We start from the raw sequence: 11,259 nt of genomic DNA, 5'->3' as shown, positions 1-11,259 counted from the left end.
CCGCGGGGGGGCCGCCCGGGGCGCCGGGCTCAGTGGTGGTACTCATCGGTGTCGGCCCCTCAGCCCTTGCCCTTGGCGGGGTCCTTGAGGCCGACCACGGCGAGGTCGATCATGCCGGCGTACCCGGAGTTGCCGAACGCGCCGGCGACGTTGGTGCCCACCAGCAGGGGGCGGCGCTGCCACATCAGCGGGACGGCCGGGGCCTTCTTCATCAGGTCCTGGTCCAGCTGCTGCCAGGCCTTGTTGGCCTCGTTGACGTCCGTCATGGCCGCGATCTGGTCCATCCGGTCCATCGTGGCCTGGTCCCGGAACTGGCTGTAGTTGCCCTGGTTGCCCTTCTCCTTGATGGTGCGGCCGTCGAAGAGGAACGGCAGGAAGGTGGCACCGGACGGGTAGTCGGGACACCAGCCGTTGATGGTCAGCTCGGGGGCGTTCTTGATGTCGCCGATGGTGTCGGCGAACGCCGACGGGTCCGTGGTGTTGACGGTGACCTGGACGCCGGCCTTCGCCAGCGACTGCTGGATCGCCTCGGCGCGGGTCTTGTCGCCGAGCGAGACGGTGAGCGCGACCTTGAGGTCGGTCCTGCCCGCCTCCTTGAGCAGTGCCTTGGCCTTCTCCGGGTCGCCGGCCGCCGGGATCTTCAGCGGGTCGGAGGTGACGCCGCCGGTCAGGGACGGGGGCAGGTAGGAGGTCGCCACGTCGGTCACCGCCGGGCCGCCGAACGCCGTCACCTGCGCCTCGCGGTCGACCGCCCACATCATCGCCTCGCGCACCTTCGGGTCGTCGAAGGGGGCCTTGGCGGTGTTCATGTAGAGCATGTCGGTGCAGCCGGTCCGCTCGGCCACCATGCGGGACTTGACGTCCGCCTTGGGCAGCACCTTGGCGACGGTCTCGTGCTGCATCCAGGGCATGTTGACGGCGTTGGCGTCGGCGCCGTCGCTGGCGATGATCCGGTCGTCGGCCTGGCCGCCCTTGATGCCCTGGGTGACCACGACCTTGTCCGGGTAGGCCTTGCGGACGGTGTCGGTGGCCGGGTCCCAGTTGGTGTTGCGGACCAGCACCAGTTGCTTGCCGCGGTCGTAGGTCTCGATCTTGTACGGGCCGGAGGAGAACGGCCGGGAGTCGTACTGGGTGCCCTTCTCCTGGGACTGCGGCACCGGGGAGAAGGTCGGCAGGGTGACGGTGTCCGAGAACTCGGCGACCGGGCGCTTCAGGTGGAAGACGATCGTCCTGTCGTCCGGCGTCTCGATGCTCGCCAGGTGCTCGCCGGTCAGCGGGCCCTTGTAGTTCTCACCGCCGGCCAGGTACTGCGCCGCGTAGTCGGGGCCGCCGGTGAGGTCCGGGGAGAAGGACCGCTCGACGTTGTACTTGATGTCGGCGGACTTGATCGGGCTGCCGTCCTCGTACTTCAGGCCCTCCTTGAGGGTGAAGGTCCACACCTTGCCGCCCTCGGAGGACGTGCCCAGGTCGGTGGCGAGGTCCGGGACGATCTCGCTGCCGGCGGCGCCCGGTTCGGCCTTGAAGGTGGTCAGGGTGCGGTAGAGCAGCCGGGTCCCGAAGTCCATGTGCGGCACCACCCAGTTGCGGGCCGGGTCGAGGTGGGCGAAGTCCTGGTTGGTCAGGACGGTGAGCGTGCCGCCCTTGGCCGGGGTCCCGCCGACGATCGAGCCGCTCTCCGCGCCCGGGCCCTTGGTGCTGGAGGGGGCCGCGTCACCGCCGCTGTCGCTCTTGTCGTTCTTGCAGGCCCCGAGGCCGAGGGTGAGGGTCGCCGCGAGGGCCGCCGCGAGGGCGGCGTGGGTGCGCCTGGTCATGTGCAACTCCGCTGTGGGGGGCCTGATCCGGCCGCTCCGCTGTGTGACCCGTAACATAGTAATGTGAAATTGCACTGCACAAGAGGTGACGCCGCCCGTTACCGAGCTGTGTCCGTGCCCGCACCCCCGCCACGCATCTCCCCAGCCCCGCCTAGGAGTTCACCGGTGACCCTGCCCCAGACCGGCCTCAGCACCGGGAGCCACGACCTCCCGGTCACCCCCGCCCTCGCCGCCTTCATGGGCACCCGCTGGGCCGCCACCCCGCTCCCCACCGACCTGCGCGTCCCCGGGTACGACCGCTTCCCCGGCCGCCGGGCCCGCCTCTCCGCCGCCTTCCCCGGCGAACGGCTGATCGTCCCGGCCGGCCGGCTCAAGGTCCGCTGCAACGACCTCGACCACCGCTTCCGCCCGCACAGCGCGTACGTCTGGCTCACCGGACTCACCGGCGAGGACCAGGCCGACCACGTCCTCGTCCTCGAACCGGCCGGCCCCGAAGGCCACGAACCCGTCCTCCACCTGCGCCCCCGGTCCCCGCGCGACGGCGGTGAGTTCTACCGCGACCGCCGCTACGGCGAGTTCTGGGTCGGCCCCCGGCCCGACCTCGCCGAAGCCGCCCTGCTCACCGGCATCCGCACCCGACACCTCGACGACCTGGGCGCACTGCTCTCCGGCCCCCAGCCGCCCACCCGCGTCCTCACCGGCACCGACGCCTTCGTCGACGAGGCCGCCGGACGGCGCAGCGCCACCGCCGAGGACGGTGAACTGGCCGCCGTGCTCTCCGAGTTGCGCCTGGTCAAGGACGAGTGGGAGATCGGCCAGCTGCAACTCGCCGTCGACCACACCACCACCGGCTTCGAGGACGTCGTCCGCGCCCTGCCCGCCGCCCTGCGCCACCACCGCGGCGAACGCTGGATCGAAGGCGTCTTCGACCTGCGCGCCCGCGCCGAGGGCAACGGCACCGCCTACACCACCATCGCCGCCTCCGGCGCCCACGCCTGCGTCCTGCACTGGATCCGCAACGACGGCGCCCTCGACCCGGACTCCCTGCTCCTGCTGGACGCCGGCGTCGAAACGGACACCCTCTACGCCGCCGACATCACCCGCACCCTCCCCCTCGGCGGCACCTTCACCCCCGTCCAACGCCAGGCCTACGAACTGGTCCTGGCCGCCCAGAGCGCCGGCATCGCCGCCCTGCGCCCCGGCGCCCGCTTCCGCGACTTCCACCGCGCCGCCATGCAGGTCATCGCCGAAGGCCTCGCCGACTGGGGCGTCCTGCGCGTCCCCGCCGAACAGGCCCTCGCCGAGGACAACGGCCTGTACCGCCGCTACACCCTCTGCGGCAGCGGCCACATGCTCGGCCTCGACTACCACGACTGCGCCAAGTCCCGCGCCGACCGCTACCTCGACGGCGTCCTGGAGGAGGGCATGGTCCTCACCGTCGAACCCGGCCTCTACCTCCAGCCCGACGACGAGACCCTCCCCGTCGAGCTGCGCGGCCTCGGCATCCGCATCGAGGACGACCTGGTGATCACGGCTGAGGGCGCCCACCTGATGTCGGGCGCCCTCCCGAGGACGGTCAAGGACGTCGAGTCCTGGATGTCCGACCTGCTGGCGTGACCGCCCCGGGGCCGAGCGGACGGTCAGGCCACCTTGATCGTCCGCTCGCCCTGCCGGACGGTCACCTCGACCTCGCCACCGATCGCGGCGGCGTAGGCGCGGAGGTTGTCCAGGCTGTCGACCTGGCCGTGTTCGATCTGCGACACCCGTGCCTGGCTGACTCCGAGCAACTCGGCCACGTGCTTCTGCGTGAGCCCGGCCTTCCGCCGCAACTCGGCGAGCTCATGCCCCCGAATCTGGGCCAGCATCTCCTGACGCATCAGCGTCCGGCCCGCCTCGGCCTCCGGCGTCGCCAGCTCGGGGTACCGCTTCATGACCTCGGCCCGCACCTCGGTCCAACTACGACCCTTCATCGGCGTGCTCCGTTCCGTTGCTCCTCCACGTAGTTCGCGTAGCGCTTCTCCGCGAGAGGGATCGACTCGTCGTACCACCCCGACCAGCGACCGGACTTGTCACCCGCCACGAGGATGATGGCCTCCCTCTCCTGGTCGAAGACGAACAGCATGCGCACTTCACTGGCACCCGTGGAGCCCGGCCTCAGTCCTTGAGGTTGTGCAGGCGACTGCGGTGGATCCTGTCCACCACGGGCCGCCCCAAGGTCGGCCCCTCATCGGCCAGCAAGTCCAGCGCCTCGAGGACTCTCTCGGCCGTCTTCGGGTCATCCTGACAAACCTGCAAGTACCACTCCTCGACCGGCGCCAGAAGCGTGATCTCCCACATACCCCTGAGATTAAGTTGTCCCTTATAGAGTACCGCGCACTTTCCCCCTCAATCCACCCCCGCGAGGGACAACACGCCGTGCCCGGCGCGCGTCGGGCGCACTACCCCCGGGCGGCGCGCCACAGGTCGGCGACGATGGCCTCCGCCGGACCGGGCTCGGCCAGGTGGTGGGCGGTGCCGGCCCAGAGGTGCATGGCCGTGGTGTCGCCGCGGCGGGTGGCGGCGACCCGGAGCGGGACGGTGAGGTGGTGGACCTCGGGGTAGGCGGGCGGGGCGTACGGGCCGTGGCGGTCGATGAAGGCGTTGCGCAGGCCGCGCGCGGGGCGGCCGGTGAAGGCGCGGGTGACGGTCGTCTCCGGGAGTCCGGTGAGCGCCGCCCGGTGCGCCGCCGAGGCGCCGGACTCGTCGGCGCGCAGCAGCGCCGTGCCCAGCTGCACCGCGACCGCTCCCGCCCGCAGCGCCGCCGCGATCGCCGCGCCGTCGCCGATCCCGCCGGCGGCGATCAGCGGCAGCGCCGTCACCTCCCGTACGGCGGGGAGCAGTTCGAGCAGCGGCAGCTCGCCCGGCAGGTCCGCGACCCGGTGGGTGCCCCGGTGCCCGCCTGCCTCCGGGCCCTGCACGCACAGCGCGTCCATCCCCACCGCCTGCGCCGCCTGCGCCTCCTCCGGCGTGGTGACGGTGCCGATCTGCAGCGTTCCGACGGCCCGCAGCGCCGCGGCCTCCTCGGCCGTGGGCAGGCCGAAGGTGTAGGAGACCACCGGTACCGGGTCGGCGAGCAGCGCGGCGAGCTTGGCCTCCCAGTCGTCCCGGTCCGGCCCGATGTCCTCCGGCAGCGTCACCCCCCACTGCTCGGCCTCGGGCCGCAGCCGCTCCCGGTAGGCGGCGACGGCGGCCCGGTCCCCGGGCGGTGCCGGGACGAAGAGGTTCACCCCGAACGGCCGGTCGCCGGACTTCCGTACCAGTGCGACCTGTTCGGTCATCGCGGTGGCGCTCCGGTACCCGGCCGCGAGGAAGCCCAGTCCGCCGGCCCGGTTCACCGCGGCGACCAGTTCCGGGGTCGAGGCCCCGCCCGCCATCGGTGCGGCGATCACCGGTACGGCGAGTCCGTCGAGACGCACGGCCATCGGGTTCCTCCACTCCACCGGAAGGTTCGGACCCCGCCCACCCTACGCCCGGCGGATCAGCCCCCGCCCGCGCGCCTCCCGCACCGCCGCGGTGCGCGAGTCCACCCCCAACTTGGTGTAGATGTGCACCAGGTGGGACTTCACGGTGGCCTGGCTCAGGTGCAGCCGCTGGCTGACCTGCTGGTTGGTCAGCCCGTCGGCGACCAGCCCCAGCACCTCGGTCTCCCGCGCGCTGAGCGCGGCCGCGGGCGTGCGCATCCGTTCCAGCAGCCGGTCGGCGACGCTGGACGCGAGCGCCGAGCGGCCGGCCGCGGCGGCCCGTACGGCCTGGGCGAGTTCCTCCGGCGGCGCGTCCTTGAGCAGGTACCCCGTGGCGCCGGCCTCCAGGGCGGGCAGGGTGTCGGCGTCGGTGTCGTACGTGGTGACGACCAGGACCCGCGGTGCGCCCGGCCGGGCGGTGATCGCGGCGGTGGCCTGCGCGCCGTTCATCGCCGAGCCGGGCCCGAACTGGAGGTCCATCAGCACCACGTCGACGCCCTCGCCGGCCGCCAGTTCGACGGCCCGCTCGGCGGTCGCCGCCTCCGCGACGATCGCGAAGTCCGGTTCGCCCTCCAGCACGGCCCGCAGCCCGGCCCGGACCACGGGGTGGTCGTCCGCGATCAGCAGCCGGATCACGACCCGGCCTCCGGGGTGACCGGCAGCTGCACCGCCACCGCGGTGCCCTCCCCGGGCGCGGCCTCCACCGTGAAGGTGCCGCCGAGCGCCCGGGCCCGGGCCCGCATCGAGGGCAGCCCGAACCCGCCGTCCCCGCCGGTGCGGTCCGCGACCGCCGCCGGGTCGAACCCGGCCCCGTCGTCGAACACGTCGAGCGCCACCTCGCCCTCCATGTAGCTGAGTGTCACCTCGGCCCGCGAGGCCTTCGCGTGCCGGACGGTGTTGCCGAGCGCCGACTGCGCGATCCGCAGCAGCGCGATCTCCTGCGCGACCGGCAGCCGTACCGGGTCGCCGGAGACGTGCAGGTGGACGGGCAGTGCGCCGTGCGCCGTCGTGGTCGCGCACAGCCGCTCCAGGGCGACCGGCAGCGGGTCGCTCTCCAGCGCGGGCGGGGTGAGCGCGCGAACGAAGCGCCGGGCCTCGTCCAGGTTGTCCTGGGCGGCCTGTCGCGCCTGCTCGACGTACCCGGCGGCGGCCTCGGTGCGCTCGGGCAGGGCCCGCTGGGCCGCCCGCAGCAGCAGCTGGATGGAGCTGAGGCTCTGCGCCAGGGTGTCGTGGATCTCCCGGGCGAGGCGCTCGCGTTCGGCCAGCACCCCGGCGGTGTGGTGGGCAGCGGCGAGGTCGGCGCGGGCCGCGGTGAGTTCGTCGATCAGCCGGCGGCGTTCCTCGCTCTCCCGGTAGAGCGCCTGGTAGCCGAGCACGGTGGCGGTGGCGACGGCGGCGCCGAGGGCGGGCCCGATCGAGGCGGCGATGCTGAAGCTGTGCTGGTGCCAGGACCACGCGGCGATCGCCGCGACGGCGGTCAGCCCGACGGCGACCGGCCCCCCGCGCCGCCCGAGCAGGTGCAGTTCCAGGAAGTACAGCGGGAACGCCAGCCAGACCCCGTCCTGGGTGGTGAGCAGCACGCCCGCCCAGGTGACGCCGAGCAGGGCCAGCCAGAGCGCGGCCGCCCGGCGCGAGCGGCGGACGGCGGCCAGTCGCGGCCCGACGGCGTAGACCGCGCCCATCGCGGTGGCCGCGGCGGCGACGGCCGCCGGGTCGCCGCCGTGGTCGCCGAGGACGGCCCTGGCGACGGCGAGGACGAGCAGGCCCGCCACGAGCAGGTGCAGGCAGACCTGGAGTACGCGGGCGACGGGGATGGTTCTGGATCGTTCGGTCGCCATCCGTCCAGCCTAAGTTCCTTCCCCGGGCCCGGCATCAATCAAAAGGTTGAACTCCGCTTCTGTCCTTCGATGCCCAGGATGCAATCCCCGGCGCGATGCCCCGGGGCCCTGCGGTCCACGACGGTGGGAACGTCGGAAATCACCTGTGCAGAGGAAGGCCACCGTGTTCGTCGCCTGGAGGGACCTGAGGTTCGCCAAGGGGCGGTTCGCCCTGATGGGAACCGTCATCGTGCTGATCACCGTGCTGGTCGGGATGTTGTCCGGACTGACCGCCGGACTCGGCCGGCAGAACATCTCCGCGATCACCGGCCTGCCCGCCGACCACCTGGTCTTCGGTAAACCCGCCGACGGGCAGGAGCTCTCCTTCACCGACTCCCAGGTCACCCCCGAGCAGTGGCAGGCCTGGGCCCGCGAGCCCGGCGTCACCTCCGCCCAGCCGCTCGGCATCACCACCACCAAGGCCGCCGCCGGGAGCCGCACCGCCGCGCTCTCCGCCTTCGGCGTCCCGGACGGCTCCGGGCTGGCCCCGCAGGGCACCCGGATCGCCCCCGGCGAGGCGGTGCTGTCCAGGACCGCCGCCGAGAACCTGGGCGGCCTCGCCCCCGGCGCCGACCTCACCCTGGCCGGGCACCCGCTGCGGGTCGCGGCCGTCGACGGCGACGCCGCGTACAGCCACACCCCGGTGATCTGGACCAGCCTCACCGACTGGCAGCAGTTCGCCCCCGGCGGCACCGGCCACGCCACCGTCATCGCCCTCACCACGGCGAAGGGCGCCGACCTCGCCGCCGCCGACGCCCGCCACGGCACGCAGAGCCGCACCCGCGACGACGCCCTCGCCGCGATCGGCTCCTACACCTCCGAGAACGGCTCCCTGCAGCTGATGCGCGGCTTCCTGTTCGCCATCTCGGCGCTGGTGATCGGCGCGTTCTTCACCGTCTGGACGATCCAGCGCAGCGGCGACATCGCCGTCCTCAAGGCCCTCGGCGCGTCCACCCGCTACCTGCTGCGCGACGCGCTCGGCCAGGCCGTTCTGCTGCTGGTGCTCGGCACGGCCGCCGGCACCGCGATCGCGCTCGGCGCGGGCTCGCTCATCGGCTCCGCGGTGCCCTTCGTCCTGGACGCCCCGACCCTGCTGCTGCCCGCCGCCGTCATGATCGCCCTCGGCGCGGTCGGCGCGGCCCTGTCCATCCGCCGGATCACCTCCGTCGACCCGCTGACCGCCCTGGGGAGCGCCCGATGACCCTGACCCTCGACCGCGTCACCCTGACCTACCCGGACGGCGACGGCCGGCTCACCGCCCTCGACGACGTCTCGCTGACCGTCCCCAAGGGCTCGATCACCGCCGTCGTCGGCCCGTCCGGCTCCGGCAAGTCCAGCCTGCTGGCGGTGGCCGCCACCCTGATCGCCCCGGACTCCGGGCGGGTCGTCGTCGACGGCACCGACACCGCCGGCCTCGGCCGGGCGGACCTCACCGCCCTGCGCCGCACCCGGATCGGCATCGTCTTCCAGCAGGCCAACCTGCTGCCCTCGCTCACCGCCGCCGAACAGCTCCAGGTGATGGCGCACCTCGACGGCCGCTCCCCCCGCGAGGCGCTCCCCCGCGCCCTGGACCTCCTGGACGCCGTCGGCCTGCGCGACCGGGCCGGCCGCCGCCCGCACCAGCTCTCCGGCGGTCAGCGCCAGCGCGTCAACATCGCCCGCGCCCTGATGAACGACCCCACGGTCCTCCTGGTGGACGAGCCGACCAGCGCCCTCGACCACGAACGGGGCGCCGCCGTCCTGGACCTGATCACCGAACTCACCCACCGCCGGGCCACGGCGACGGTCCTGGTCACCCACGACCGCACCCACCTGACGGCCGTCGACCAGGTCGCCGAGGTCCACGACGGGAGGCTGACCCTGCCCGCGGCGGTCGGCTAGGTCCGGACAGGGCCTAGGCGAACAGGTCGTCCACCTCCAGGACCACCGCGGTCCCGGGCAGCACGAAGGACTGCCCGGGACGGCACACCACCCGCTCCCGGTACTCCCCGTCCCGGGGCTCCGTCGGCACCAGCACCCGCCGGCCGATCCGGTCGACGACCACGTAGGCCGGCACCCCGGCCAGCGCGTACGCGGCGGGCTTCCTGGTGAGGTCACTGCACAGCGCCGCCGAGGTCACCTCCAGGACGAGGCGGAAGACCTTCGGGTCGTAGCAGTTGTACGCGACCATGTGGTCGTCACGTGCCGCATCGACGATCGACAGGTCCGGCATCGCGAAGTCGTCCGGCCCGGTGGGCAGCCGGATTGCGAGCCGCTGGACGGGCCAGGGGTCCCGGTCGGCCGTTCCGGCCCGGAAGCACGCGGCCATCACATCCGTGAGGATCCGGGCATGATGCCCGTCCGGCAACGGCTCGACGGACACCTCCCCACCCAGCACCTCCACCCGGTGCCCGGGGAACCGCTAGAAGAGGACCTCGGCCATGCCGAGCACGGAGTGCGGCACTACGTCTTGGCGGTCAGCACGTCGTCCACCGACAGCGTCACCGACGCTCCGATCGACTCGGGCAAGGTGAACGTCTGCCCGGGGTGGTGGACGGCGTGAACCCGGTAGTCGCCGTCCTTCGGCTCGGTCAGCACCATCACCCGCCGGTTCGTCCGATCGACGATGACGTAGACCGGCACCCCCGCCGAGGCGTAGGCGCCCGGCTTCTTCAGATCGTTGCCGAGGTTCGATGACGTCACCTCCAGCACGAGCCGGAAGATCGCGGGGTCGTAGGCCCCGTAGTCCAGGACCCGGTCGTCGCAATCCGCGTCGGTGATCGCCAGATCCGGCTGCGCGTAGTCGAACGGTCCGTCAGGCAGCCAGATCCCGATGTTCTGCCACACCTCGGTCTCGCCGCCGTCGAGCCCAGCCCGGTTGAACGCACGGTCGAAGCGCCTCACCGATCGGTCGTGCGACATGTTCGGGGTGGGCGTCACGGTGATCTCGCTCCCGATGATCTCGACCCGGTGGCCGGGGAGCTGCTTCGAGATCAGCTCCGCGCTTTCGAGCAGCGTCATCTGCTCGAAGGGCTCTTCCACTGCTGCGGCGGACATGGAATTCCTCCTGGCTGCCGATGTCGAGAGCATCATCGTAGGACCCGGGCGTCCCCCGACGTCCGATCCCCAGTCTTCACCCGAACGGGCGGTTTGGCCCCTACCGGGCCCGCAGCCGCAGCGCCGGCCGCTCCGGCTCGGCCGCCTCGCCCTGCCCGGCCCAGAGCGACCGCACGTGGCTGAGGTGCCGCGTCATGCAGGCCTCGGCCGCCTCCGCGTCGCCGGAGATCATCAGGTCGAGCAGCTCCAGGTGTTCCTCCGCCGACGACACCAGCTCGCCGCGCTCGTCGAGCCGGTTGAGCCCGTAGAGCCGCGAGCGCTTGCGCAGGTCGCCGACGACGTCGACCAGCCGGGCGTTGCCGGCGAGGCCGAGCAGGTCGAGGTGGAACTGCCGGTCGGCCTCCAGGTAGCCGATCAGGTCGTGCTTGCGTGCCGCGGCGACGATGGCAACCGCCTGCGGGCGCAGCTGCTCCAGCTGGTCCTTGGTGGCGCTGCGGGTGACCCGGCCCACGGTCGGGACCTCGATCAGGGCGCGGATCTCGGTGTAGTCGTCGAGGTCGCGTTCGGTGAGTTCGGTGACCCGGAAACCCTTGTTGCGGACGGCCTCGACCAGGCCCTCGCGGGCGAGGTCGAGCATGGCCTCGCGGACGGGGGTGGCGGAGACGCCGAAGTCGGCGGCGAGGGCGGGGGCGGAGTAGACGACGCCGGGGCGCAGTTCGCCGGAGATCAGGGCCGCGCGGAGCGCGTGGGCGACCTGGTCGCGAAGCCGCTCCTGGACGGAGATCAGGGTGCGGGGTTTGAGGTCGGCCATGGTGTTCCTCCGGGTGGGTGCAGAACACCAGTGTACAATGTCACGTTACGTTGCGTAGGCAACAGTCCGCGATTCAAGCACTCTGCCGGGCGTCGAAAGCCATGGTGGCAGCGGGCGGGGGGGGGGGGGGGGGCGGGCGGCGGCCCCCCCCCCCCCCCCCCCCGCCCGCCCCCCCCCCCCCCCCCCCCCCCCCCCCCGCCGCGCGCGCGCCCCCCCCCCGCGCC

13 protein-coding genes are annotated in these 11,259 nt (G+C 73.0%); 3 read left to right on the top strand and 10 right to left on the bottom strand.

The window, feature by feature from the left end; all coding sequences use genetic code 11:
- Nucleotides 1-59: 59 nt before the first annotated feature.
- The gene (locus tag ACFV0O_RS24670) at nucleotides 60-1,811 is read right to left on the bottom strand and encodes an ABC transporter substrate-binding protein (RefSeq protein ID WP_380345342.1); all 1,752 of its coding nucleotides are present in this window, start codon (nucleotides 1,809-1,811) and stop codon (nucleotides 60-62) included.
- A gap of 165 nt (nucleotides 1,812-1,976) precedes the next feature.
- Between ACFV0O_RS24670 and ACFV0O_RS24665 the strand changes: the two genes are divergently transcribed.
- The gene (locus tag ACFV0O_RS24665) at nucleotides 1,977-3,428 is read left to right on the top strand and encodes an aminopeptidase P family protein (RefSeq protein ID WP_380345340.1); all 1,452 of its coding nucleotides are present in this window, start codon (nucleotides 1,977-1,979) and stop codon (nucleotides 3,426-3,428) included.
- Nucleotides 3,429-3,451: 23 nt separating this feature from the next.
- Here the strand turns inward: ACFV0O_RS24665 and ACFV0O_RS24660 are convergent, their stop codons facing one another.
- From ACFV0O_RS24660 to ACFV0O_RS24635, 6 genes are all read right to left on the bottom strand, one after another.
- Nucleotides 3,452-3,781, bottom strand: a complete 330-nt coding sequence (locus tag ACFV0O_RS24660) for a helix-turn-helix domain-containing protein (protein WP_380345338.1) — start codon at nucleotides 3,779-3,781, stop codon at nucleotides 3,452-3,454.
- The gene (locus ACFV0O_RS24655; RefSeq protein ID WP_380345336.1) at nucleotides 3,778-3,933 is read right to left on the bottom strand and encodes a type II toxin-antitoxin system RelE/ParE family toxin; all 156 of its coding nucleotides are present in this window, start codon (nucleotides 3,931-3,933) and stop codon (nucleotides 3,778-3,780) included. Before ACFV0O_RS24655 ends, ACFV0O_RS24660 begins: the two co-directional genes overlap by 4 nt.
- A gap of 32 nt (nucleotides 3,934-3,965) precedes the next feature.
- Complete coding sequence (locus tag ACFV0O_RS24650; RefSeq protein ID WP_380345334.1) at nucleotides 3,966-4,148, bottom strand: hypothetical protein; 183 nt, start codon at nucleotides 4,146-4,148, stop codon at nucleotides 3,966-3,968.
- Between the two features lie 101 nt (nucleotides 4,149-4,249).
- Entirely contained in the window at nucleotides 4,250-5,272 is a 1,023-nt protein-coding gene (locus ACFV0O_RS24645; protein WP_380345332.1) for a nitronate monooxygenase, read from the bottom strand.
- A 42-nt stretch (nucleotides 5,273-5,314) separates the two neighbouring features.
- Complete coding sequence (locus ACFV0O_RS24640; protein WP_360261557.1) at nucleotides 5,315-5,947, bottom strand: response regulator transcription factor; 633 nt, start codon at nucleotides 5,945-5,947, stop codon at nucleotides 5,315-5,317.
- The gene (locus tag ACFV0O_RS24635; protein ID WP_380345329.1) at nucleotides 5,944-7,149 is read right to left on the bottom strand and encodes a sensor histidine kinase; all 1,206 of its coding nucleotides are present in this window, start codon (nucleotides 7,147-7,149) and stop codon (nucleotides 5,944-5,946) included. Before ACFV0O_RS24635 ends, ACFV0O_RS24640 begins: the two co-directional genes overlap by 4 nt.
- A 163-nt stretch (nucleotides 7,150-7,312) precedes the next feature.
- Here ACFV0O_RS24635 and ACFV0O_RS24630 point away from each other — a divergent pair, with 163 nt between their 5' ends.
- Together ACFV0O_RS24630 and ACFV0O_RS24625 are read left to right on the top strand one after the other, a co-directional pair.
- The gene (locus ACFV0O_RS24630; protein WP_380345328.1) at nucleotides 7,313-8,389 is read left to right on the top strand and encodes an ABC transporter permease; all 1,077 of its coding nucleotides are present in this window, start codon (nucleotides 7,313-7,315) and stop codon (nucleotides 8,387-8,389) included.
- Complete coding sequence (locus ACFV0O_RS24625; RefSeq protein ID WP_380345326.1) at nucleotides 8,386-9,069, top strand: ABC transporter ATP-binding protein; 684 nt, start codon at nucleotides 8,386-8,388, stop codon at nucleotides 9,067-9,069. Before ACFV0O_RS24630 ends, ACFV0O_RS24625 begins: the two co-directional genes overlap by 4 nt.
- 13 nt (nucleotides 9,070-9,082) lie before the next feature.
- On the opposite strand, the gene ACFV0O_RS24620 is transcribed toward ACFV0O_RS24625, so the two are convergent.
- The 3 genes from ACFV0O_RS24620 to ACFV0O_RS24610 all read right to left on the bottom strand — a co-directional run bounded on the left by ACFV0O_RS24620 (nucleotide 9,083) and on the right by ACFV0O_RS24610 (nucleotide 11,035).
- Entirely contained in the window at nucleotides 9,083-9,571 is a 489-nt protein-coding gene (locus ACFV0O_RS24620) for a Uma2 family endonuclease (RefSeq protein ID WP_380345324.1), read from the bottom strand.
- A gap of 59 nt (nucleotides 9,572-9,630) precedes the next feature.
- Nucleotides 9,631-10,224: a Uma2 family endonuclease gene (locus ACFV0O_RS24615; RefSeq protein ID WP_380345322.1), complete on the bottom strand. Its 594-nt coding sequence runs from the start codon at nucleotides 10,222-10,224 to the stop codon at nucleotides 9,631-9,633.
- 100 nt (nucleotides 10,225-10,324) lie between these two features.
- Complete coding sequence (locus ACFV0O_RS24610; protein WP_360261572.1) at nucleotides 10,325-11,035, bottom strand: GntR family transcriptional regulator; 711 nt, start codon at nucleotides 11,033-11,035, stop codon at nucleotides 10,325-10,327.
- Nucleotides 11,036-11,259 lie beyond the last annotated feature (224 nt).

The sequence above is a fragment of the Kitasatospora sp. NPDC059577 genome (assembly GCF_042735475.1).
GTDB lineage: Bacteria > Actinomycetota > Actinomycetes > Streptomycetales > Streptomycetaceae > Kitasatospora.
This window is presented reverse-complemented; position numbering and strand designations above follow the sequence as displayed.